Source organism: Roseburia sp. AF20-18LB (assembly GCF_003461185.1).
In the GTDB taxonomy this organism is placed as follows: domain Bacteria; phylum Bacillota; class Clostridia; order Lachnospirales; family Lachnospiraceae; genus Roseburia_C; species Roseburia_C amylophila.
Window position 1 is genome coordinate 73,221 of record NZ_QTWP01000005.1, and the last position, 26,673, is coordinate 99,893.

At 39.2% G+C, this 26,673-nt stretch carries 15 protein-coding genes and 1 pseudogene; 3 read left to right on the plus strand and 13 right to left on the minus strand.

What is annotated here, in order from left to right:
- Positions 1-63 precede the first annotated feature (63 nt).
- The 4 genes from DWX65_RS10340 to DWX65_RS10355 form a co-directional block, all read right to left on the minus strand.
- Positions 64-1,716, minus strand: coding sequence for a galactose/methyl galactoside ABC transporter permease MglC (locus tag DWX65_RS10340; RefSeq protein ID WP_118173430.1), 1,653 nt, complete (start codon positions 1,714-1,716; stop codon positions 64-66).
- Positions 1,717-1,735: 19 nt separating this feature from the next.
- Positions 1,736-3,244, minus strand: a complete 1,509-nt coding sequence (locus DWX65_RS10345; protein WP_117947203.1) for a sugar ABC transporter ATP-binding protein — start codon at positions 3,242-3,244, stop codon at positions 1,736-1,738.
- 88 nt (positions 3,245-3,332) lie between these two features.
- Positions 3,333-4,610 (minus strand): substrate-binding domain-containing protein, encoded by a 1,278-nt coding sequence (locus DWX65_RS10350; protein WP_118173403.1) that lies wholly within the window; start codon positions 4,608-4,610, stop codon positions 3,333-3,335.
- A 168-nt stretch (positions 4,611-4,778) separates the two neighbouring features.
- Entirely contained in the window at positions 4,779-5,246 is a 468-nt protein-coding gene (locus DWX65_RS10355; RefSeq protein WP_117698239.1) for a hypothetical protein, read from the minus strand.
- Positions 5,247-5,443: 197 nt separating this feature from the next.
- Here DWX65_RS10355 and DWX65_RS10360 point away from each other — a divergent pair, with 197 nt between their 5' ends.
- Positions 5,444-5,614, plus strand: coding sequence for a helix-turn-helix domain-containing protein (locus tag DWX65_RS10360; protein WP_278336317.1), 171 nt, complete (start codon positions 5,444-5,446; stop codon positions 5,612-5,614).
- 174 nt (positions 5,615-5,788) lie between these two features.
- On the opposite strand, the gene gtfA is transcribed toward DWX65_RS10360, so the two are convergent.
- Genes gtfA through DWX65_RS10385 form a run of 5 tightly spaced genes read right to left on the minus strand, consistent with a single transcriptional unit; the run spans position 5,789 to position 13,098 of the window.
- On the minus strand, positions 5,789-7,267 hold the full coding sequence (gtfA, locus tag DWX65_RS10365; RefSeq protein WP_118173405.1) for a sucrose phosphorylase: 1,479 nt from the start codon (positions 7,265-7,267) through the stop codon (positions 5,789-5,791).
- Entirely contained in the window at positions 7,257-10,064 is a 2,808-nt protein-coding gene (locus tag DWX65_RS10370; RefSeq protein ID WP_118173406.1) for an alpha-galactosidase, read from the minus strand. Before DWX65_RS10370 ends, gtfA begins: the two co-directional genes overlap by 11 nt.
- Before the next feature lie 21 nt (positions 10,065-10,085).
- A complete protein-coding gene (locus tag DWX65_RS10375; RefSeq protein WP_442969760.1) occupies positions 10,086-10,925 on the minus strand; it encodes a carbohydrate ABC transporter permease in 840 nt (279 codons plus the stop codon).
- On the minus strand, positions 10,925-11,800 hold the full coding sequence (locus DWX65_RS10380; protein WP_117698243.1) for a carbohydrate ABC transporter permease: 876 nt from the start codon (positions 11,798-11,800) through the stop codon (positions 10,925-10,927). The genes DWX65_RS10375 and DWX65_RS10380 overlap by 1 nt, the downstream gene beginning before the upstream one ends.
- Positions 11,797-13,098 carry an ABC transporter substrate-binding protein gene (locus tag DWX65_RS10385; protein ID WP_117698244.1) on the minus strand — a complete coding sequence of 434 codons (1,302 nt, stop codon included), beginning with the start codon at positions 13,096-13,098 and terminating at the stop codon, positions 11,797-11,799. The genes DWX65_RS10380 and DWX65_RS10385 overlap by 4 nt, the downstream gene beginning before the upstream one ends.
- 169 nt (positions 13,099-13,267) lie before the next feature.
- On the opposite strand from DWX65_RS10385, the gene DWX65_RS10390 reads away from it, so the two are divergent.
- Positions 13,268-14,110 (plus strand): AraC family transcriptional regulator, encoded by an 843-nt coding sequence (locus tag DWX65_RS10390; protein WP_118173408.1) that lies wholly within the window; start codon positions 13,268-13,270, stop codon positions 14,108-14,110.
- Positions 14,111-14,761: 651 nt separating this feature from the next.
- Here DWX65_RS10390 and DWX65_RS15390 read toward each other — a convergent pair.
- Positions 14,762-14,944, minus strand: coding sequence for a hypothetical protein (locus DWX65_RS15390; RefSeq protein ID WP_242997856.1), 183 nt, complete (start codon positions 14,942-14,944; stop codon positions 14,762-14,764).
- Here DWX65_RS15390 and DWX65_RS15395 point away from each other — a divergent pair.
- Positions 14,939-15,682 carry a DUF3800 domain-containing protein gene (locus DWX65_RS15395; protein ID WP_442969761.1) on the plus strand — a complete coding sequence of 248 codons (744 nt, stop codon included), beginning with the start codon at positions 14,939-14,941 and terminating at the stop codon, positions 15,680-15,682. The two genes, DWX65_RS15390 and DWX65_RS15395, sit on opposite strands and share 6 nt — an antisense overlap.
- 312 nt (positions 15,683-15,994) lie before the next feature.
- Here the strand turns inward: DWX65_RS15395 and DWX65_RS15670 are convergent.
- The 3 genes and pseudogenes from DWX65_RS15670 to DWX65_RS10410 all read right to left on the minus strand — a co-directional run bounded on the left by DWX65_RS15670 (position 15,995) and on the right by DWX65_RS10410 (position 26,273).
- A pseudogene (locus DWX65_RS15670) lies at positions 15,995-17,541 on the minus strand (IS1182 family transposase).
- Between the two features lie 198 nt (positions 17,542-17,739).
- Complete coding sequence (locus DWX65_RS10405; protein WP_118173409.1) at positions 17,740-22,659, minus strand: DEAD/DEAH box helicase; 4,920 nt, start codon at positions 22,657-22,659, stop codon at positions 17,740-17,742.
- 2 nt (positions 22,660-22,661) lie between these two features.
- A complete protein-coding gene (locus DWX65_RS10410; protein ID WP_118173410.1) occupies positions 22,662-26,273 on the minus strand; it encodes a hypothetical protein in 3,612 nt (1,203 codons plus the stop codon).
- Positions 26,274-26,673: the final 400 nt, after the last annotated feature.

Sequence of the window (26,673 nt, forward strand, 5' to 3'; positions counted from 1 at the left end):
ATCTCTAGCGATGAGCGGGCGGCCTATGGTGATTATATGTGAATGATTCTGATTACGAATTACTTATTTTTTCTGTACATATTTCAGACAGTCAAGTGTTACTGCTGCCAAAATGATGATTCCTTCGAAAATAAACTGAAGATTTGTATCAATACCCAGAATGGTAAGGGAATATGTAAGGGATGTAAAGATAAGTACACCAGTTACAACTCCGGAAATCTTACCAATACCACCGGTAAAGGATACACCACCAACTACGCAGGCTGCAATAGCATCCATATCCCATCCTTGTCCATATGCTGCACTACCGGAACCAACCATTCTGTTACATTCCAGCCAGGAACCAAATCCATACAGGATACCTGCCAGAATAAATGCTCCTAATGTTACTTTAAATACTGATATACCGGAAACTGCTGCTGCTTCAGGATTTCCACCAACCGCATACAGATTCTTACCAAATGTTGTTTTATTCCAGATGAACCATACTACGATAACTGCAACAACAGCCCAAAGGATAATTGTCGGGAATTTTCCAATCTGCGGAATAAACATAGCCGGGATTGCAGAATCAATAGCTCCGAAGGAAACACCTTTTGTTGCATATGTTACAAGTCCGAAAATAATCAGCATGTTTGCCATGGTTGAAATAAACGGATGCATCTTGAACTTCGCCATAAAGAAGCCTGCCAGCATAGAAAATGCTGTTGTAAGTACAATACAGACTGCCAATGCAAGAATTGCTCTTGCAGCAACCGGGATACCGGTAAAGTCAAAGATATGGCCAAATACACCACCTGTATTAATTCCGTTATGCATGATGATGGTTGCTGTTACCATACCCATACCAACCATACGTCCAACAGAAAGGTCAGTACCTGTTAAAAGAATCAGTCCTGCAACACCTAATGCCAAGAACATTCTTGGTGAAGCCTGCTGCAGAATATTTAAGATGTTTGTCGTTGTCAGCAACTGTGTATTCTTTACAACCGGTGTAATAATACATAAAGCAATGAAGATTAAAATAATGACAATATACAATCCATTTTTATAAAGGAACTGTGTGGTATTAAAGGTATATTTGTAATTTTCAAATTTCTGTGCTCTCTTCTGTGCAAATGTATATCTTGACATACGGAGTAAGTCAATCAGATGATACTTATGTGCATATGCATCATGCTTTCTGTCCTTAATCTCCTGAAGTCTGGACTCATGTGCCATCTGGGCATCAAATAATTTATTCTTATAAACATACTTCTCGTCTTTTTTCTCATCTGCATCGCTGAGTCTGCTCATATTCTGCTCATGCTCTGCTTTGATGGAAGCACATATCTTTTTGTATTCTGCATTTTCAGCTTCTTTCTCAGCTTTGCAGCTATCAGCAACTTTCTGATAGTAATCATTTTTATAATGTTTTGCAAGATAACCTTCTGCATCTGCGATAAGTTTTGATACTTTGTCTTTATTCGAAGACTCTACCGCTTTTGCCTGTTCTAAGGCTTCCTTGTCCTTTGCAATCATTCTGCTCTTTTCTTCTTTTGTTAAATTCTTATTTTCCTTTACGATTGCAATGTGATTTTTTAAGCTGCGCACCTTATCTGAACCATCCTTACGAAGTTCATCAATCTGTGCCTGTATTTTTCCTACATATTCATCAATCGGCTTCAAAAGCTCTGCCTCTGCAGCGGATGAAAGAATAATACTACTGTCTGCCATATCCAATGCTCCTTCCTGATTATAAATATTTCGCACTGAGTCTTAATAACTCTTCCTGATTTGTTTCCTTAGTATTAACAATTCCGGCAAGATGTCCATTTGACATAACACCAATCCGGTTTGTGATTCCAAGGATTTCCGGCATCTCAGAGGATACAACAATGATTGTTTTTCCCTGTTTTGCCATATTGATAATTAATTCATATATTTCGTATTTGGCACCTACATCAATTCCTCTTGTAGGATCGTCCATCATAAATATATTTGGTGAGCGCTCCAGCCATTTACCAAATATTGCCTTCTGCTGATTTCCTCCGGACAAACTGGAAATCATATCATCTGGTCCCATACATTTTGTATGCATGACTTTAATTTCTTCTGCCGTCGCACGAACCATATCATCATTGGAAAGTGCGAATCCATTTTTATAATGATTCATATTGGCGATTGTAGTATTAAATGTAATATCTGCTTTCAGGAAAAGTCCATTTGCTTTTCGTTCTTCTGTAATTAAAGCAAATCCATGATCCATTGCATCTTTCGGGGATGTAAAATTCATTACTTTTCCATTATAAATTACATTTCCTGCCGCTCTGGTACGCATACCAAAAATAGTTTCCAATAGTTCCGTACGACCGGCTCCAACCAGACCATACAGCCCAAAAATTTCTCCTTCTTTAATATCAAAAGAAATATTCTGTAATTTTGGTGCATACTTAGTTGAAAGATTCTGTATAGAAAGAACCGTTTCACCAGGCTGGTTATCTACCGGTGGAAAACGGTTATCCAAAGAACGGCCAACCATTGCAGAAATCAGTTCATTCATATTGGTATCTTTACTTGCCTTTGTCATAACAAGGCTACCATCCCGAAGAACTGATATTTCATCACAAATTTCAAAAATTTCATCCATTTTATGTGAAATATAAATCAATGAAATTCCCTGTTCTTTTAACTGCCGCATCATCTTGAAAAGTTTTGCAACCTCCGGTGCTGTCAGTGATGAAGTCGGCTCGTCTAATACGATTACTTTGGAATGATAAGAAATTGCTTTTGCAATTTCACACATCTGGCGCTGTGATACAGACATTTTTTTCATTGGCTGTGTCAGATTAACAGTAATACCAAGTTTACGGAATAAATCGGAAGTTTCTTTTCTCATTCTTCCTTCGTCAATCATTCCCAATGAATTCTTCGGATAGCGTCCTAAGAACATATTGTCAATGACACTGCGCTCCAGACACTGGTTTAATTCCTGATGAACCATTGCGACACCATTTTCAAGTGCATCCTTTGGGCCAGAAAAATTAACTTCTTTTCCATCTAATATTATTGTTCCTTCGTCCTTTTGATAAGTTCCGAAGAGACATTTCATCATTGTCGATTTACCGGCACCATTTTCACCCATAAGTCCCATGATTGTTCCAGGTCTGACATTCAGATTGATATGATTCAGAACCTTATTTCTTCCGAACGATTTGCTCATGCCGTTAATCGATAAGACATATTTATTCTTATCCTCTGCCATAATTCTACTTCCTTTTCTTTGAAAAGAAGGACACCATTTTTATCTGATGCCCTTCTGTATCTATGCTGTTTTCTTCCGGGCAATAACCTTATTTTGAAAGAAGTGATGTATAAGATGATGCATTGTCTGTTTTAACCATGTTGATTGCAAATGCATCATACTCACCCGGGTTGCCAAGACGGTTTGTAATGTTAGACTCTGTCTGTCCATCACCACCGATATAATCTACTTCAAGGTTCAAAAGTTTGTCATAGTTCTGAAGAAGTGGCTGATAGGTTGAGCTAAGGAAGTTATCGGAAGCATTGTAAATATCAAGCCATACCTTCTTGCTTGGGCTCTTGCCTTCATCCAGCTGATTGGATACTTTGTCATAAACCTTGGTTGAGTCTGTAAAATCCTGATAATTATCAGCTGTAACAGCTATATTTAATGCATAGTAGGATCTTTCTTCTTCACTATATCTGTAATCTTCTCCTTCTGTTAAGCAGTTTCCTGCATCATCCGGAGTACCGATACCAGTATCAATGTCTACTCCATCTAAAGCATTACGAAGCACTCTTAATGTCAGGTAAGCCTGAACATCTGCATGCTGTGAAATTGTTCCGCCATATCCTTCTGCGATAGCTGCAACAGCATCACTATTTGCATCGTATCCGAAGGTTGGTACTTTGTTATCTTTTGCCCATGCATTAAACATTGACATTCCCATACCATCATTATTAGAAACAACTACGTCAATCTGGTCGCCAAAAGATGCGGTCCATGTTCCGATTGCATTTCCTGCTGTAGCTGCATCCCATGTTGCACCAGCAGAGTTCTTCATCTCCTGTGAAGCAAGTTCACGAATTGTATAAGTCTTTCCATCTACATCCAGTGTTGCATCCTGAACAACTTTTGCAGAACCGTCTACGTTTGTACCAGCCGGTGTTGAATCAATTGCTCCATTTGCATCTACTCCGGTTCCAAGTGCAGAACGGACACCACGGGTACGTGCAATAGAGTCGTTATGTCCGATGTCTCCGATTGCAAGTACATAACCAATTACTCCGTCTCCGTTACGGTCAATGGACGCTGCATTTTCTTTGATATAATCAAGAACCATCTGTCCCTGCAGTTCAGCACCCTGATTTGCATCAAAGCCTACATAATAGGTATCTTTGTTGTAATTTAATGCATCCATGTCAAGTTCTCCTGTGGAGCTGTTGGATGGCTGACGGTTAAACCAGCAAAGTGGTTTATCCTTGTTTGCTACGCTGCTGGTGCTTCCTGAGTCACCAGAGCCGTTTCCTCCGGAAGAGCCACATCCAACCATGGATAATGCAAGTGTTGCTGCTACCAATACAGTTAATAATTTTTTCCTTCTCATTCTTTTTTCCTCCTGGTTTGCAATTTGTTGATTTTGGTTTCTCCGAACCTGTCTCATCGACTAAATTCATTATAATCACAAACCAATCTGGAAAGAATAGAATTTTTTTGGATGAAATATCAAAATATTTTGATAATCTGTAATTTTTATATGTATTTTGACGAACAACTATGCAGCTGCACCATCATTCTGTTGGCATGTATGCAGGAATGCCTCTGCCAGCTGCTGGTTCTGCTGTGCCTGTTTTCTGATATGATTAACCACGAAAAAAGGCAGGAAAAATAAGGAAAGGAAACCTAAACACAATGCGATGGCACCGACTAATAAATCAATCGGAAAATACGGGACTACAAACCAGCCAAATTTTGCAATGTTCCATGCCCATTTTGCCGCTATTCCAAAACCACCCACTTTGCTGTAACAAACACAGCCCATAACAAATCCTATCATAATAAAAATCGGATGGAATGCCAGCATCATTCCGATACCTCCACAGACCGTTCCGGCAATTGCCAGTCCCCAGATTTTCTGAATCTCATATAACTGTGTCTCCGCTTCCCGTTTTACCTGCATTGCATAACCATAATCGTTACCAAATTCTACTTCTTCATAAAGATTTCTTTTTTCTTTTGCCATAATATTTTCCTCTTTTCTCCGATGTTCCACCGGTTTTTATTATTGTTTTCACTTATATGACGGAATAATATTATGGCAGGTTTTATTTTTTTAAAAATTTTTTTGACAAGTCCTTATTGCTTTCTTCCGATTACCTGCTTCCCACACTTCCTTTGTACTATGCACACAAGGCTTACCATACCGGAACGCTGAAAGATTTGAGAGTCGCAGAAAAAAGAATGTCATTGCAGGAATTGTCTGATGCTACCGGCATCCCAAGTTCCACACCCGGCAACTATGAGAAAGATGAAAATGTAGATATGTCACTTGGCAATCTACTGACGCTTGCAGACTTTTATCAAGTAAGCACCGATTATCTTCTTTGCTGAACCGAACTACGTGAACATACAAATCAGTCAGTATCCGATCTGCATCTCAATGATGATGCAGTTCAAATACTGACTGATGAAAAATATAATCCACGGTTATTATCAGAATTACTCTCTCATGAAAGCTTCCATTATAAAGTTTAGGTTTCATGTACAATCGACAGCCCAACTTAACTATCTGCTTTCTACTATTGTATATGTTCCTGATTCAAAATTTACATATAATGTTGCAAATGCACTATTATATTCCCAGCGGATTTCCAGAGACCTCTCCCCTCCGGAGATTGCTACCTCTGCGCCTTCCGAAAATGCCTTATGGGTATTTCGCATGCGGATTAACGCAAGCTGTTTTTGAACCACATCTTTTTTCAACCCTTCCGTGATCTGATCAGTGGAAAGATTTGTCCGGTTGATTTCCTTATGTCCGGATTCTCCCGCGCGCTGCACCGCTTCATGGTCATTTTTTCCGGCAAACAGATCCAGATACCAGATCTGCGGTTTGCCCGGCATAAACATCTGGATTGCCCGCGCCAGAAGCATTTTTTCATCCGACTCTCCCAATGCACTGTAGTACGTGGCATTTACCTGATAATACAGATTCTTTTGTCCATGTAAATTTTTGACCATGCCTCCGCGGGATACAATCCGGTCAATTAACGACTGGATCTCCTCTTCAGGAAGCAGCCCCTTTAAGTCCAGAAGCGGGATGCCATCGTGACAGCCGAGCATGTTGACCGTGGAGATCTTCTTTTCCACAATCTCCTTCGCCCATGCCGCAAGGTACGTTCCCCGCCGGTTCTCAATCGCATCAATGACCAGTCCCGGCAGGAAAAAGTCATAGGTTGCATAGCCTTTTTCTGCAAGTGTCTCATATATTTTTTCGTCATATGCCGCGTGGATCTCCGGCAAAAGCGTAAGTCCCAAAGGTTCTGCCAGTGCATGGATCTTTTGTAAAAGTTCCCACGTCTCCGGATCATTGAGGAAGTTTTTCTTTCCCGGTGTCTTCGGCGCATAGGCAAAGGCATCCAGCCGCACAATCGCCGCGCCGTAAGAGGCTATTTTTTCCAGTGTTTCACGATAAAACTTCCACACTTTTGGTGACTGGATGTTTACATCCATCTGTCCGAGATACTGTCTGCCATGCACTTCCTGATAAAAGGTATTCCAGTACGGCACTTTTTTTCCATCCGGAAATTCCACCATTAGGATCGGCAGCCCGGGTTTGCGGAAAAACATCTGCTTCAGGCAGCTTTCATCCGGCTGGATATAGCCTTCCTCCGTCATGGTTCCATGCCCTTCCCAGAAATGGTTCCAATCGATGAAGAAATCGCGGTACGCAGAAGCCTCCCCTTTTTCCACAAGATCCCGAAACTGCGGGGACTGTGCGGAAGCATGGTTTAAAATAAAATCGAGTTTCAGATCAATTCCCATATTCTTTAACTGGTCAAGGTCTTCCCGGTCGGCAAGCTGCTCATTCAGGTCATAGTCGATCACGGAAAATCCCCGGTCGAGATCGGAATGGTACAGGCTCGGCAGAATGTAAAAAGAAGAAAATACATCCTGCAAAGCCTCAGTTTTCAGCAATGTTACGATATCTCCCAGATTTCCTCCAAGGCTGTCGGGATATGCATTGAGCATCGGTTTATGGTTCATAAACTCTTCCGTCCTTTCCCACGATTAATCCTGCATTTTTGCGCTGCACTTCAAGTTTTTCCTGTTCCAGTTCTACCACGCGGCAGATAAACGGGCTTGCGGCATTCTCATCGCGGTTTCTGCGGATGCGCCGCTCCCTGGTCTCCTCCGGGGAACTTTCCAGAAAGACGGGCAGATCCACACCATGTAAATCGTCACTGCCTCCGTGTGTCCACTCCAGAAGTAATACGGATATTCCGGAAAAATCGGTTTCTTCCGATGAAATCTCGCCATCTTCCCGTCCCATATGCCGCAATGTGATTGAATCTTTTCCCTCATGAAATGCCGCAAGCACTTCATTGATCCGGTCGAAGTCAATCTCTTTCTTTGTCCCGAGATATCCACGCAGTCCGTCTTCCCCGGCTTCTTTATACACACGCAGCCGTTCTTCATCGTTGCGTTTTGGAATCCGGTGTGGATAATCATCGCCCGAGAGCAGGTAACAGCCCCTGCCGTCATTTAAAAAATACTGCTGCAATGCCGTGGCAAGTGTTGTTTTTCCGGAACCGGAGCCACCGTAAATGCTGATGACCATGCGATTTTTGGTATTCCTCTCACACCATTTCTGTACTTTTTCGTATAATGCTCCAGCCTCTTTCAGCTCTGTAAAAACAAACTGATACGCCTCATATTCTCTGGTAAACGGCGGAAGCGGAATTCCCGCATGCATCAGTGCTGCACCGGAATACTGTCTGCCGCTCTGTTCTTCCAGATACACGGCATCCGGTTTTAACCCACGCAGGCGGACATAAACGGCTGCCTGATTTGCCTCTGCCCTAAGACGCACTGCGCTGACTAATGCATGATCCTGTTCCTCTGATACCGTCATCCATGCCGCAATTTCATCCATAAACGGATCGGACAGCCGCCAGTAGGTTCCCTCGTTAATGAGCGTTTCATACTTCTTGTATGTTTTAATCTGCTCCCGGATCTGCTGTTTTTCCTCATCGGATAAAAGCGCCGGGTTTAATTCGTAACCAAAGGTTCCAGCCATCGCCGTCACCCCTCGGGTGTGGAAACTTGTTACCCGTCCGGTCTGGTGGTTCGGCACCGCTGAAACGTGCGCCCCCATTACGGAAACCGGATAGAAAAACGACGTTCCGTACTGGATCCTTGTGCGGTTGATTGCATCGGTATTGTCACTACACCAGATCTGTGGGGAATAATAAAGCATTCCTGCGTCAAATCTGCCGCCGCCACCGCTGCATCCCTCAAGCAGAAGATCCGGATACCGGCTGCACAGGCGCTCCATAAAATCATAGACACCAAGCACGTAATCATAGGAAAGATTTCCGGCATAGACATCTGCCATACTGCGGTTCATATCCCACTTGACATAATCAATTTTTCCCTGATCCAGCACGGCACAAATCTGATCAAATACACAGTCGCGCACTTCTTTTCTGGAAAAATCAAGCAGTAACTGGTTTCTCGAGCGCACCGGCTTTTTCCCCGGAATCTGAATTGCCCAGTCCGGATGTGCCCGGTAAAGGTCGCTGTCTTCATTGACCATCTCCGGCTCAATCCAAATGCCAAATTTCACCCCCTGATTATGCACACGGGTAATAAGCTCTGCCAGGCTTCCCCCCAGTTTCTTTTCATTGACCTGCCAGTCCCCAAGGGAAGAATTATCATCGTTTCTTTTCCCAAACCAGCCGTCATCCATCACTACCATATCAATTCCAAGGGAAGCAGCTTCTTTTGCCAGATCCACGATCGTATCTCCCGTAAAATCGAAATATGCTGCCTCCCAGCTGTTAATCAGCACCGGGCGCTGCATATGTACATATTTGCTGCGGCACACATGGTTGCGGATGCAGTTATGATATTGCTGCGACAGTGCAGACAATCCGTCTGCCGAATAAGACAAAATGACTTCCGGTACCGTAAAGGTTTCTCCTTCCGCAAGCGGATAGGAAAACAGTTCTTCATTTAATCCGAGTAGCAGGCGCGTCTGGTTGAACTGATCTTTTTCTGCCTCACAGGAGAAATTTCCGCTGTATACAAACAGCATTCCATAGCAGCTGCCTGCGGTCTCTGTTGTTCCTTTTTCTGCCAAAATCACTGCCGGATTATACTGATGACTGGACGTTCCCCTGCGGCTGCCAAACGCAATGGTTCCATGCCCCAGCGGCGTACGCTCCAGATTGCGCTCCATGGCATGCTTTCCATAAAACCGCAGGACATCAAAATCTCCCTGTACAAAATCCAGACAGGCTGCCGCTGCCTTTTCGATCGTAATCTGCCCAGTTCCCGTATTTTTAATCTGGACGCTCCTTGTAATAACATCGTTTTCTTCCAAAACACCATACAGCAGATGAACTTCAACCTGTGCGTTTTCGTCTGCAAGGACAATTTCCAGTGTCTGTGCTTCCTCTTTGTCTGCCCAGACAGCCGGAAGTCCCTGTAACTGGTATTTGCCGCTTCGAATCTCATAACTTTTAAAAAGCAGATCTGCGCTTTCCACCCCTTTTTCATTTTTGATATTCAGCGCAATATTGCGGTAATCCCCAGTTCCAATGGAAGGATACTCCTGTGGCAGCGCATCCAGCGAATAGGTGCGGTCCATGCCCGCTGCATAAGGATTTCCGGAAAATCCACGGTCTGCATAGGTTAAAACATAATCCATGGGGCTGTTTGTTTTATCTCCATAGTACAGATGCAGCAGATATCCCAGTGAATCGACCTGCATCTGATAAGTTGTATGCACCGTATGCAGGTTAAATATTTTTTTATTTGGATTGTATATAATTGCCATAGAAGTCACCTCGTTTTATTTTTATCCTTTGACTGCACCGTTTGCCACACCGTTTAAAATCTGTTTCTGACAAATCACATAGAAAATAAGGATTGGAATCAGTGCCATAATATAGGAAGCAAATGCCAGATTGTAATTGGTTCCAAACTGTGTCTGGAAATTAAGCTGTGCAAGCGGCAGCGTATTCTGTCCGGTTCCAGACATGATCACAAGCGGTGTCATAACATCATTCCACGTTCCAAGAGCTGTCAGGATTGCAACTGTTGCATGCATTGGCATCATCATTGGAAAGACCACTTTCCAGTAAGTAGTCCATGTGCTTGCTCCGTCAATATCTGCCGCCTCTTCCAGCGCTATCGGAATATTTTTTAAGTACCCACTGTAAAGAAGGACGTTCATTGGCATATAAAATACCAGATACAACAGAATGACACCCGCGCGGTTTCCAAGTCCCATATGCGCCGTCTGCTTTACCAGAGGCATCATTAAGATGGAAAACGGAACAAACATTCCGCTGACAATATACAGATAGATAAATCGGAAACTTTTTCTTCTTGCCATGCCGCGTCCGATCACGTAGCCTGCAATTGAGTGGATCAGGATTGCCAGTACGATTGTTACCAATGTGATCAGTAAACTGTTTCCAAGAGAGTGCCAGAAATCGGTCACTTCCATTGCCTGACGAAAATTTTCAAAACTCCACTGTTTCGGGAAAGAAAGTGCACCCGCCACATCGTTTGTCATCTCACTCGGTTTCTTAAACGCAATGATCACTGCCATATACAGCGGGAAAAATACCGTAACCGTCCCCAAAATCAGAATAATTGTAAGTACCCAGTTTGTTTTCTGTTTTTCTTTCATCATAGCTGCTCCTCCTTCTTATTCATGACTGTCATCTGGAAAAGTGAAATCGCCACGATCACAATAAAGAAAATGACTGCATTTGCACTCTGGAATCCAAACTGTCCGCCATCCATACCATTTTTATAAATCAGGTAAGAGATGGATTCGGTGCTCTGTGCCGGACCTCCCTTGGTCAATGACATGATCTGGTCGAATACCATGAGGAAATTCTTTGTGCTCAGTACCAGATTGATCGTCACAAACGGCATCACCAGTGGAAATGTTACTTTCCAGAACTGCTTCCATTTACTGGCTCCGTCAAGCATGCTCGCCTCGTAGATTTCCTCCGGTACAGTCTGCAGACCGGAAATATAGATGATGGTATTCATGGCAACTGCCTGCCATACACCAACAATCAGCACACCAATCCATGCGTATTTTTCACTTGCAAGAATACTGTTCTGTAAAAATCCAATATGGAACACATTTCCCACAGTTGGAAGAATGTAAGTAAAAATAAAACTGAAAATATAGCCGATGACAAGTCCTCCTAAAATATTCGGTACAAAATAAATACCGCGCAGTGCACTTTTAAAACGGATTGCACTGTTTAATCCAACTGCCATGATCAGACTTAGCACATTTACCAGTATCGTTCCTGCCAGTGCATATTTAAACGTAAACAAATAGCTTTTTCCCACGCGGGAATCCGTAAACAGATCTGCATAGTTCCGGAACCCGACATAATCGTAAGTTCCGTATCCTTTATAATTGGTAAAACTGTAAATCACACCTTTGATCATTGGAAGTGTATTGAATGCAAAAAATAAGATTACAACCGGTATGATAACCGCCAAGAATGTTTTGTCCCTGTTTGACATTTTCTTTTTCATTGTGCATCCCCCTGTTCTTTCTGATAATCCTGTACTTTCCGAATCAGATCCCGGTTGTAGCGCTTCCAGTCGGAATCAAATTTTTTCAAAAACTTTTCCTGTGCATTGTCGCTTGTATCCAGCAGGAACGTCTGGATCATGGCATCCACACTCATCTCACTCGGATAATGGTGATCCTGATAATCTGCCATGCGGTTGTTTTCAATGTAAGGACGCATATCCTCGAGTGTTTCCGGAATTGCAAAATCCCCGTCTTTGCAGGCAATTCCGCCCTGATCATCCAGATAAATCTGAATGGTCTCATCGTCATACAGATATTTTAAAACTTCATATGCAGCCTCTTTATTTTTGCATGATTTCATTACGGAAAACTGCAGATCAATTCCTGAATTTAATACATTGTCTGATTCCTCATCATTTGCAGGAAATGTAAAAGAGCCGATATTCATATCCGGATTGACCGATTTGATCTGCGGGATCGCATAGCTTCCAATCGGATACATGGCAGCTTCCCCGCGGGCAAATGCTGTACATGCATCGTTATAACCATATGCATACGGATTTTTTTCTGCGTAATCCAAAAGCGCACGCATCTTTTCTGCTACCGGTCCATACGTATCGGAAAATGTGGTATTTCCCATATTTACCTGATTGCAGGTATCCGAATCGGTAAGTCCGACTGCCAGCGCATTCCACGGAGCCAGACAGGTCCAGGTATCTTTAAAGCCCAGATACAGCGGAAGTGTTCCGCTCTGTTTTATTTCATCACACAGTGTGGTAAATTCCTGCCAGGTGGTCGGAACTTTCCAGCCATTTTCCTCAAACATATCTTTGTTATATAAAATTCCTGCCGCGTTTGCCGCATATGGAAGTGCATACGTGCCATCCTTTGGAATAAACTCCAGTTCCTTATCCATATCCAGATATGCCTGTTTTACGGTCTGGACTTCATCCAGATCGGAAATATCATCAAACAGATCTGCATCTAAAAAGTTGGAATAGTTGATGTCTCCTCCGATTGCGATGATATCCGGATAATCCTCCCGGATAAAACGTGTCTTTAAAATGGTCATTGCTTCGTTTGGAGATGAAATCGTCAGATGGATGTCATCATGTGTTTCATTGAACTGCTTTTCAATCTTTTCAAATGCCTTAACTGCTTCCGGTTTGTAGGAAACCACTTCGATTTCGGTTTTCCCGTCTGCCCTTTTTTCACTTCCGCATCCGGCAAGATCCGTCATACACATGCCAAGTGCGAGCACCACCGCAACACTGCGGAAAATACTTCTTTTTGCCATATTCTTCTCTCCTTTTCTTAAATATATCCGCTTACCTTTTTGATAATCTGATTATAACATACCTTTATGCATCCTTAAATACCAGTTTTTTTTTAATTTTATACCCAAATGCAATATTTTGTGCTATAATAGATACAAATATCGCATTTTGGTATATACGGAGTGTTTTATGAGTAATACATTTTTTAATATTTTTCCAAATGAAAATTTTATCGATCTGTGCATGTATCAGTTTGGATATGAACAATGTGATCCCGGCCATTCATTCGGGCCTGCAACACGCAACCACTACCTGTTTCACTACATTCTTTCCGGAACCGGAACTCTCATGGCAGACAATGCAAACGGGGATACACAGACCTATTCCGTAAAAAGCGGACAGGGATTTATGATTTTCCCGGGGCAGATCAATACTTACATTGCCGATGAACAGCTTCCATGGGAATATATGTGGATCGAATTTGACGGCTTACGTGTAAAAGAGGCTTTAAGTGTCACAGATTTGTGCAAAGACGCGCCCATTTATCATTCACACTCCAAAGAATTACGGGAAAAGCTTGCCGATGAAATGCTTTATATCGTCAATCATCCGCAGGAATCCTCCTTCCATCTGATTGGGCATCTGTATCTGTTTTTGGATTATCTGCTACAGTCGGCACAATCGACAAAGCTGGTCTCCAGCGGACGCATGAGTGATTATTATATAAAAGAAGCGATCAATTATATGGAACAGAATTTTCAGAATAATATTTCGATTGAAGATATCGCTGCGGTATGTGGCATCAACCGGAGTTATTTCGGAAAAATCTTCCGCAACTCGATCGGCCGCTCCCCGCAGGAATTTCTTATGAACTACCGCATGGTAAAGGCTACGGAATTATTAAAGCTGACTTCCTTATCCATTGCAGATGTCGGCTCTGCTGTCGGATACGAAAATCAGCTTCATTTTTCCCGTGCATTTAAAAATATTTATGGTGTCTCCCCACGGGAATGGAGAAATCAGAACAAGTAACAATAGATAAGATAGATATCATTCCTATCAGTTTTAGATACCTTCTGATTGATGTCAGGTTTTGTGCCCGTTCGCGGAAACATATCCGATCAAAACGGAAACATGTCCATACCTTCTGAAACCGCACATTCACAGCTACAAACAGATGCAATCTGTGGCAAAATTGACATCCATATCAAGGTCTTAACCACCCCAGTCTATGGGAACAAATCAGCATAAGGTCTTTTCTACCTATATAATGCAAGGCAATTTTACACTGCCGCTCCCTGCCACTGTCTCGACAGTTGAGACAGTGAAAGCCGCTCAACTTCTACACAATTCATCCGCTCTGAGCACAAGTTGGCCATTCACTCGCAGGGAGTTGAGTTGCCGGATTTCACCGTCTCGACCTGGTATCTGATCATCATTTTATCGGTATCACATATGCCCTAGCTTCCATTAGATTTGAACTATCCGGAAATTCCGAATAGTTCATTTAAACTGATTTGCGAATTGGGTAAATACTGTTTTTCCAATTTCACCCTGTGAATAACCGCTACCAGCAGTTATCCAAAATTATCGGATAACGGACCACTCTTGTAATTATGAGTTATTCGAATTTTTCGAATAACTGAATCCTGTTGCAGTTAAATGCTATAAATAAACCTTTCCTTATTTTTCAAGCAATTTTATCATTCGCTGAACAACACGTTCAACCTGTCCGGATTCCACTCTCTGATCAAAAGCACCATTGCGGAAATCATCAAATACGCACATCCGTACAAAGACAACCGCTCCTATCATATCGGCTACAAAAAAGCCAAGAATCCTATCCTGCTTGGTGTCTGTATCCATGAGAATGATATTAAACCAATCACAAATCAGATATACAAGTTAAAAGATTCTATTTATGGAAAACAGGACGAAATAAAGTCTACAAAACTTATTCGTGAAGCGACAATTACCAAGAATCGTACAAATAATAAAGCATATGTTGAGGGCATGGTAGACATCATTACCTCTTATGACGCTGCTATTTTCGCTGTAATTATGGACAAGCCAGATGAACCAATTATTGTTCCAGAACATCATCTTCCGAAGCAGTATTACCTTCTTTTAAAAAAGGTTGAGTTTTACTGTAACCATCATCACTATGGCAAAGCAATGATGATATTTGATGAGGTACATGAGGATGCTGACCGAAAAATTGCTGAGGCAATTACAGGTTTTCTGTTCAAAACGAAGTTTGGGCGTTCTTTCCATCACATATTAGAAATGCCCTTGTTTGTCAGCTCTGCTGTAACTCCTGCAGTACAGTTCGCCGATATATTTGCTGGTATCGTGAGACATTATTACGAAAATGAGCTCGACCAAAAAGAACCAGGAACAAAATTTCAGGAATGGCTTGTAGAGCTTTTCACCAAACTACATAATCTTACGGAAAACAACTTCATCCCCAAATCACATTATCTGGAATATGGCTTTCAGAAAATAGGCAAAAACTTCTCCTATCCTGTAAGCGAGAAATTTACTACTTCTGATAATGATGAAAACCTTTTAAGTGAAGAATTTTCTAATGATTTATCTGAATAATTTTTTGTTTGACTTCATACAAATATGGTGTATAATATTACTAAAGTCATATGTTTTTCCGTCTTGGAGCTGCGTAGGACTCGTAATATTAACAAAAGTGTCGCACTTGCAGTTTAGCAGGTGCGATTTTTTACACAAAGAAAAGGGGCTGTCGCTTTAACGAATGAATTTTCGTGAAGCGGCAGCTTCCTTTTTGCTATTTTAAGGATAAAATCCATCAAAAAACGCTTTTCATTGTTATAGGCTATTATTAAAGACGCACTTTAATAAGCCATTTTTGATGGCTTGAAAATTGTTTTGACAAGTCAAAATTTAGGCACTTTTTATCGAAAATAAATGTGTTCCGGTTCTTCCATTTTGAATCTTATTATATAGTTTGTTTATGTTTCTCGCCATGGCAAGCAAAGTACTCTCCGCAAGAACATTTGCATTTCCTTTGCTTAAATATCTGCGGAACAGCATATCCTGTTTTAAATCTCCAAAGGAGCCTTCCGCCTGTATGCTTCGGTTTGTCCGGAAGAGAATCCCTTCTTCTGAGAGTATCCGGTCTAAATCTTCTTTTCTATGTTTTAGAAATGTTTTCGCAACCTGAAGTGTCTTTGTCCGTTCTTCCAACGGTGTTTGGCAATTATTCCCTTTGATGCATTCGCTTTTGTAAGGGCATCCATTACAGTCCTCACATTTATAAATCGTTTTTTCGCTTACATATCCTGTTTTGCTTTTTGAGTGGCGGATATGATCTACACCTAATTTTTTACCATTTCTGCAGGTATAGATATCTTTTTTTACATCATACTCCATATTTTCTATCTTACCGATATCATTTTTATATTTACGGGTCTTGGAAATCTCATAGTTCGCAGGTTTTATATAAGAAAGCTGACCATTTGCTTCTAGAAACAGATAGTTTTCTTCACTTTCATATCCAGCATCTGCTGTTATGTTTTTATATTTGAATTTCAAATGCTCCTGTGCATCTTTCAAAAATGGTATCAGCGTTGTGGTATCAGTAGGCTGGGGACCTATGGTAAGCCATGTGATGTATTCAGAATCCACGCCATGTTGAAGATTATAAGCAGGCTTTAACTGTCCGTTTCCCATGGCATCCTCCTTCATTCGCATAAAAGTAGCATCATAATCTGTTTTTGAATAACTGTTGCGTTCCGCACAGATATGTATCTGCTGGTTATATTTTTTGAGCCGGTTCAAATAACTTTCAAGAGTTTCAATACTCTTTTGAAGCGGAGTTTCTTTACATGCTTTATTTTTATCGTATTTCCGTAAACGATTTTTATATCATAAAGCAACTCACACTCAGCTACAAAACCAGCAAGTTTCTGCAAAAGTTTTGCCTGGTTTTTTGTTACTGCCTTCTTCCAGACGAAAGTATACTTATTGGCACTGGCTTCAATTTTTGTACCATCAATAAAAATGGTCTCTCCGGAAATTTCTCCCATATCAAACAATGCATTAGACATTTCTGCAAGGATACGTTTAGAACAGAGAGCAAAATGGATACTTCTAAACCTTGCAAATGTTGCATGATCAGGAGCTGGGGAACCTTCTAGAAGAAACATAAAATTGATATCTCTTTTACAATTTAGTTCCATGGAACGAGAGGAATAATCCCCGTTCATGTAAGAATAGAGCACAATCTTCAGAAGTGTTCTGGGCGATACAGAATTTATTCTTTCATAAGTAGAATACAGGTCAGTCAAATCCATAGCCTCCACAAACTGACTTAGTAATCGAACAGAATCATTATCTGGAATGATTGTTTCAAGATTTAACGGAAGTTTAAGTTGATATCCGTCTGAATTTTTCGTATAATCTTTTTGTAATAATTTAGTTAGTAGCATAACTTAATTTTACACCAACTGCCGGATCCTTTCGAGGTCTGGCAGTTATTTTTTTGCACAAGAAAAGAAAGAAGCTGCGCACTAATCACTTAGTGCGACAGCCCCTTGTTGTAACTGACTATTTCCCGTATAATATTTAGGAATTCTGTTCCTTAAATAACATAATATTGACCACGTTTTTTTGTCGCTTATCTTGCTTTATGAACCTATTTCGACTTGATTACTCTCTATTTTATTTTCCTCAACCACATTTAATAACCAATCCAAATAACGATAGGCCACTCCTCTCGAAAGAACATCATGAAAAAACTGATTTCCATAGTTTCTCAAGCACCCATAGCATGAAGTTTCCTCTGTGCATCCGCAATTACCGTTAACCTTTTCCTTTGCCTTGGCAATTACCATTTCAAGGTTTTCGTAGACATGTTTTACAAATCCAGATCCCCCTGGAGTATCATCATATAATACAATCTGACATTTTCCAGTAACGCATCCGCTTATATCACTTCTATTAATATCTAAAGCCGCACTGGCACCTTCAAGTAATGCATATAAAACAGATAAATATTGATCCTTGTTTTCCAATGAACCTGACATCGGCTGTTCGATCAAATGGTCTGGTAAATTGATTTTCAAAATATCTGTTGAAAACTGATGTCCCAATGATACTCTCTGTAACATTTTATTCGGACAATTTCTGCCATATTTATTGTTATGCCCTTTCTTTGGGATCTTATCGACCTCAGTCGTGAATCCACACTCAGGGCAAACATATAATCCTGCTCCATTGGTTCCCTGATTTAGCACAAATAACTTTCCACCTGGAGAATACTTTGCAGAAACTTCTTTTCCATAAAAATTCAATATCCTGCTTTTAACCTCGCGCTGCTGACTTTCCGTAAGATCCGTATCACTCCAAAACTGTGTCTGTGTAGCATAATAAGCTTTTGGTCTCGTTTCCCCCACTTGCTTAGGAGATTCTTTATAAGAAGTAGAAAATCCAAATAGCGGAATAATAAACTTTCGTGCTTTCATTTTAGCCTGACAAGTTGGACAAAGTTCAATATCGTCACTAATATCAATAGTAACTTCTGTCATTTTTGTCTTTGGAGGATAAATACGCTTACAATTCTGGCATTCATAATACACATATGTTGGCCAACTTTTATCAGGTATAGTATTAACAGCATAACTCTTCCACTGTTTTCCATTAGCCACAATCTGTGCCGGTGGAGCAAATTCACTGATTGCCATTCTTAAATCTCTGGATAGATCAAGCTTTTCGGCTTCTCTGTTTTTATTGTTAATAATATTCAGTGAAACAGTATCAATAGGAAATCCATACTTTGGTAATACCCCCTTTGCACTCAGAAAATTGATAGAACCTTCGTCATTTAACGTCGATATTAGTTTTGTTACTGTTCTAGCTTTTCCAAGTTCGTAATCTGTGCTATTAGCATTTATGCCTTTCTTCATTTCAAGCAAACCCGCTATATCATTTTCTCTTTCTTTTATTGCTATATTCAGTTTACTATCTTCTCCAATTAATTCATCTACAAATCCCCAATTGTCTACATTAAGCTGTTTCAAAATCTGAGAAGTAAAAACCTTATATATGGTATCCAACAATGATTGCGGTTTAGATTCTAAATACTTTTTCAGTTCTACACTCATATTATCCTTTTTATCAAAATCAACAATTCTTTTTGCTTTTCCTGTAAAGAATTCTGGATATTCTTTAAAGAACCCTGCTACCACAATGGAATTCAAATGACGTAATGCAATTTTTTCGTTGTTTACCTCCAGAACTGGCGCATTTATCTTTCCTGCTATTATTTCTGGTGGATCTTGATAAAAAGTCATATCATGACTATTCCTGCGCGCAAAAGTTACAGAAAATGCTGCTGATGATGTTCGTCGCCCTGCGCGACCCGCTCGCTGAATATAATTAGATGTTTCTGGTGGCACATTTCTCTGGAATGTAGCCTCAAGTTCACCTACATCAACCCCCATTTCAAATGTTGTCGAACAACTAAGAACATTAATTGCTCCCTGTTCAAATTTTTCTTGATACTGCCGAGCTGTTTCCGAAGATAATTGTGCAGTGTGTTCCCTTGCTACCATCGGTATAAATTGCTTTCCAGTATACAGACTTTCATAATAACTTCCTGAACGAATTTTTCCCGCTTCAATTTGCTCTAACTCCCCATCACATTTCAATTCTGGACAGATATCATACAAAGAATATGCAAATATCTTTCCGCATTTTTTACATCTATACAACCTTTCTTCTGATTTTATATACTTAAATATCCATTTTTTATAATTCAATGCATATATTTGACCACTAGCATTTTCCGGTCCGATGCTGATATAACCCCGCTTTTTCATTTGCAGAATTAAATCATCATAGCACTGCTGTAAATTTGCAATAGCTTTGGCTTCATTGGTTTCATCTTGTCGAAAATGATTTAATATTTTCAACAACATTGTAGAACGTTTATTTTTGTGTCCTTCACTTGGCATAAAACCATAGACATAACCTTTTTTGTGAATTCTTTCATTTCCTGTATTTCTAAAGAAGCCTGCATGATTTCTTGGAGAAAAAAAGTCGTCTTCCGGACTCACCATTTCTGGAAATGTTATTGTGCCTTTCTGACGCAACGTGTCAAACACAAATCTGTACACATTCCAAATATTTTCTCCGCCTTCAACACCATATCGACTTACGCCATCTTGGAATTGTATCTTTTCTGGCATGATCTGGATGTATCCAAGCCCCTCCAACCCTGTTCCAATGTCTGGCGACATAAATTCTTGCATGATATAATGCGCTGCCATTTCGGTCTTTTGCTCATTGCTCATTATATTGACTTCAAGTTCATTATTACGTTCAACTAAATCAAGAGTATAAAGACCTTCCTTTTCAGCCATCTGTTTTGATTTCAAAATAAGATCATCAACAGATAATCCAACTTCGCCAGCTTCTATCAAACAATTCAGAATAACCTTTCTCCACATCGCCTGTTTATAACGCTTTTCAAAATACCCAGCATAAAAAGCAGCCTCTTGGCGATTATCTGAAAACACCAATAGTTTTCGTCCGCTTTCATCAATTACATGATCATCAATCTCTGTCGCTGTATCATCCAAACTTCCAAACAAATCATCTGAAAACAGGTCATCTGATGTGTCAGGATTTTCTTGGTGTCTTATAGGTCTAGGCGGAATTGCATCATACAGACTTTTTCCAACTGCAAATGTTGCTGGCTGATTTGCTGTTAAAAATCTTTTTATCAGTCCCTCTCTTGTAGCACCACATGCTGGACAACAGTTTGATTCTTTTCCCTTTCCCGCATATTTTAAATTATAAACAGTTACAATCTTCTTATTATCATTTGCTTTGCAACAGGTATAATCTGTTTTCTCTGAAAACTCAGAAATTCGACCACACGCTAAACATAGTTTGAATTTACCAAGCGAAGAAAAATTAGACTGTTCATCAAGATCATCATCTTCATCAAAGTCTTCATCTATGTCGTTATCAGACAAAAAATAGAATTCTGGCTTTTCCAAACCGCTTGTCTGTACCAAATATTTTTTATTATCTTTTGTTATTGTTTTTCCAAGAATATACTCCTGTCCACATTTTTGACAATTAGCCATCTCAAATACAGAATACTCTCCAGATCCATCTTTGAATTTTTCTTTACGATCAAAGAAAACTCTCTTTATTGGATAATATTCAACAAACATGCCTTCCAAGGATTTGACAAACAGGTGATACCTGGCAGGCAGAAGTGCAGACTCATATTCACTCTTCTTCGCAGCAGCTGCTAATTCAATCAAATCAATTAAAGATTGTTCTCTCAACGTATTATCCGCAATATCAGAAAAAACAAAGTTTGCGACTTCATTAATATTCTTTGGTTTTTCCGCCAAAATATCATATAACTTAAACAAACGACCATCATTAACTAGTTTATCGTACAGAAACTGTCCTCTCTCACTTTCCTTTAATTTCAAGGACTCTTCTTTTATTCGTTTGTAATCTTGATATGAAAAATCCCTTACACTATCATCCGGAATTCGTCTCTGTCTTTCAGTTGTAATAATGTCCGTTTCATCAAATGGTTCACCAAATAACTGCTCGGCAAATTTTGCTAATGATGCTTTTCCACTTTCACTTCCTAAAGTTGCACTTGTTGCAATGCATCTAAAAGGTTCACTTCTATGATGCTGAATCCGTTCTTTCAACCTACGAAGAAGAAAAGCAATTTCGGTACCGACAGCCCCCTTGTATGTATGCGCCTCATCAATTACAATAAATTTCCAATTTTTAGCCTTCGCCGTATCAAAAAAAGGAGCCGTATCTGGCCTTAGCAGCATATATTCGAGCATAGCATAGTTTGTTAAAAGAATATGCGGCGGCTTTTTCGCCATATATTCTCTGCACATAAACTCATTAAATATTGATTTTTTTGAATCAGTATCATAATCACCTTGATGTTGAATATCATATTCCTGATGCAGCCTTTTTTCTGCATCCTCTGGTTTCTCGTTTGCTTTCGCGTGTTTAGTCTCACCAGTATATCTTCCAAATGTAATATCCGGATAATCTGCAAGTAATTTTCTCAATTTCTTCTGTTGATCATTAGCCAACGCATTCATAGGAAAAATCAATAATGCTCTTACACCATCATCTAGTGTTCCAGATTCTTTTTCACGCATGATTTCGTTAAAAATCGGGTATAAATAACACTCAGTTTTACCAGAACCTGTCCCCGTCGAAACAACCATATTTCGGTCATTTTTTATGATATGCTTCAAAGCATTTTCCTGATGAATTCGAAGTTTCCAATCATTATAATGAACATTTTTTCCCATTTTAGAAAACTCATTACTGATGATTCCTTCATCCGCAAGTTGCTTGAGCGTTTTTCCATCTTTAAATGGAAGCGTTGTTTCTAAAAAAGGTCCTTTCACAAAATTAGTTTTCTCCACTTCTTCTTTTGCAAGTCGACTTATTTCTCTATCTCTAACCGTCAAAATAGATGCCACATAACTTCTGTAATCTGCTTTGATTTTTTCCGTCGTACTCCTCGGATTCATTGACATAATTATCGTCTCTCCTTCCTTCTCAAGTATATATAGGACATAGCCATCAATACATCGCGTTCTGACATAAAAGGTGCCACTTGAAAAGATCCTACCATAAACTTAACAGCCTCCTTTTTCATCTCTGGGAATTCATTAAATTCATCTAATTGTGCAATAAGTGCAGCTATCCCTTCGAAATAGAAATAAGCAGGGAATGTAAAATGTACTGACGTCATATTTGATATATCACTTTTATTCGCAACACGTTCCATAAGAACACTATTAAACTCTTTAAAAAAACTGTCTGCTTTGCTATTTCTAACTGATGAAATTTTATTCCACACCTTACTTTCAAATGATTCAAACTGTAGTTGCATTCTCTTTCTCAAATCTGAATCATTATTTGTATCCCCCATGTGATTTCTAATGTACCAGTTAACAAATAAATCGATGTATCTTGTTCCTGCAAAGTATGTACCGATTTCTGGAATCTTATTTTTATCCAGATGTACTCTTCCTGTTCGAAGTTTCTTCTCATCTGCCATCTCATAAAAATTATTGATTCCTGAAATATTACTATTTAGAGCTATATGAACACAACTCACACCGTCTTCCAAAAGAAAATGTTTTCTATCTTCTGTCTTTTTTCCCTCTCTCTCATTTGTAGTCATCATTTCTATAATAGCATCCTGACCTATTACATCCCTGTATGCTGCAATGCCAAATGTTTCTCTAATGGGAACATTACCCTTTAACAGTACCTGCAATGCAAGTATTACTGAAACTTGCTTTAATGCAGATGCTAATTCTTTTATATAACTACCCGTTACAGTATCCGGAATTTCTAAAAGCACCAGACAGTAATTTTCTTTGCACAAATTAAATACTATATCACTAGCCTTCATTTCCACCAATCTTTCAATAATTCTAAACCTATCTTCATTCGTAAGAATTAATTCAGATACCATCGCCATAGTTTCTGTAACAATGGTCTTATGTGCTTTTGTAATTTTGCACTCGAGAATATTGCCAAGTAAAACAAGATTTATTATATCATTATCAGATAGCCCAAATTTTGCAAACTGCCCCATGCTATTCCTGCACCTATAGCTTTCTGACATCCGCAATTCATCAATCTTCTTTATCCCCCTGAATCTAATCAGATCGTATAAGAACTGCTCCAACCACTCACCAAATGAATTGATGGGATCTTTGGGATTACGCAATGTCACAAAGAATTGATCTGACTGCAATGTAACTTCAAAATCATCATCAACCGTAAATAACTCATCCACATTATTTTCTCGTATGATTCGATAATATCCTGAAGTAAGTGTGACATTCTCTGGTATTGAAAATATTCTAGCTCCTTTATCATTTACTTGTGATTCTCCATAAATCAAGGATAGCTTAAAATTATCGCCATACTTCTCTAATGTAGCATTTTTGTTTATATCTTCATCCTTCACAGCAATGCCTTTTTTGCTTCTAACATACTTCGGTCTATATCTAAACTTAATAACCTCATCAATCAAAATTACATCAAAAGATGCTTCTCTATCTGCATTTACAACTCGGATTTTTGCAGGAAGCGGAACTGCCTGCAGAGTGTCTCTAAAAACATTCAAATCGAAATTAGCAGATCCATTACTGGTTAACTTTATTTCTTCCCTCTGCTCTATCCCATTTGCTGAAACCAATTCAACTACATAGGTATTCTTTTTGTAATCACCATAAAAAGATACAGAAAGCCACGGATTTCCTTGCAAAAAATCTGCCATGTCACATTTTTCGCTGATTTTATTATTTGAAATCAACTCATACCTATAGGCACAAATTGGCAATTCAAATTCAACAGCCAAACGCAGATTATCCTGTTGTGAAATGATGGTTCCATTTAATGTGCCTTCTCGATAAGGAGCACGTACATCATATTTTTCTAGTGAATCCTGAACGTTTGCATTTGCAAAGTCTATCTGCCAACCATCAACTTTTCTGACAGTCAGCTTTGCTGATTCCGACTTCAAATTAGCTTTATCTTCTAACCACTTCAAATTATCAAAGTAATCCGATTTAAATTCCGGTAACAGGCAAAATCTCACCTGCTTAATAAATCGGTTAAACTGATATATTCTAACTGAATGAATACCATATGATTTTTCATCAAAACACTCATTAATATCTACGATATTTTCTTCATCCATAGCCAAATCACTTGCTATGATTGACGTTCGTCCTACTCTTAGTTCTATACCTTCCACAGAATTAAAACCTTCAAAATTTATATGCACTCTCGGAATCTCAAGAAAAAGTGGTATTTCTGAATCAACAAATTCTGTATCAAACAATTTTCTTCCACTTAAAGAAGTCATAATCTGTGGTTTCATTTGCATGGTTATCTCTTCTTTATTGGTATAAATTATAAATTGAGCATCTGTTGTCAGTGGAGTTATTTGTTCTATACAGTAGTCATCACTAGACAATGGATATGCTTGAACATCTCGCTCAATACCATTACATGTAATGTTATCAATCGTGGAATATATAACAATTCCATATGGTGACCGTAAATACCTTTGGTTGATCCTTCTGCCATTTGAATCAAAATAGAAACAACCATCCATTTCTATTCCTTTTATCTCATATTGTGTCAAATGATTCTCAAACCCATCATTATATTCAAAGTTGAGAATATATGATTTGCATGGTCTAACTGAAATCACCATCTGATCTATGAAACGTTTTCCTTCCACTCCCTGAACACAACATTCTTTTTCAATGCGGAATCCATTATCTCCAGCGATCGTCCATTTTCCACTGTCCACCCATTCCTCTGTCATATTTTGGCGTGGCAAAACAATGCATAACCCCCTTTTTCCATTTTCAAAGAAAAAATATGGTTTTACTTCTACATGTTCTTCAGCAGATTTTCCATGATAAGCAGATTTAACCTTATCCTGTTCTAACCACTCTGAAAGGGTTTCTGAATACTTACTTGAAAAATCCCCCGTTTGAGTAGCTGCTAAATATGTATCCTGAACATCTAACACAAAATTAATGGCACGTTCTTCAGGTGCATCAGCAAAAAAATGTAATAACGGCTTATGTACTCCATACTCTTTAGATGTAATTTCATCTATAAGGAACTGCGGATCAACATTACTCATTAATCCATATTTAAAGATATAAAATAAATCACCAAAATTACTCTCAGGCGGAATTCCCACTTCGTATAAAATAGAATCAACATATTTCCTGTTAGACTCTTTCGTAACACTATAATCTAATTCGCATAAATCAAATATTTTCAATATCATCTTGCCAATCTGAGTCTGATCTGGTGCATTGGGTTTATCAATTCCTATTTCCTCGCTAATCATCCCCCAAAAATCGCCCTTATACTTATACCTTGTCAAAAACACTACATACGAAACCATCGCATATGGATATTGTTCAAAAAGACTTTTAAATACCATACCTCTTTCCAACAGTATAATTATTCTATTCTTTAATATATCCAAAGAAACCCTTGATAGATTCAAATCTCCCCAAAACTTTAGATCTTTCATATTTTCTTTAACAGCTGTATCCATATTTTTCAACGACTCATCACTTGTAAAATTCAATAACATATAGTCCTCCACCACTATTAACAATAATTTTCATCCAGCAACTACCATTATTTATAGTCCATCATATTTACAATTATCGCGTATTAGGTGTCCTATAATCCGAACTCACTCATTGCTTCATCTTCATGTTCCAAGTTTTTCTAATTATCCGATATCATTTTTATCTATCTCAAAATTCCTTACTATAATCTGAAATTATGCCACACATATATAATTAAATTCTAACACTTAAATCATTGTTTGACTATTACTATATTGAAATCATCGACATTCATCCGCAGATCAGATAAGATAGATATCATTCATATCAGTCTTAATACTTCAGTATCATTACCTTGTCCCTTGAACACTTCCATATCTGCAAAAAGGACATCCCCTGATCTGTAATAACTACAGTTCC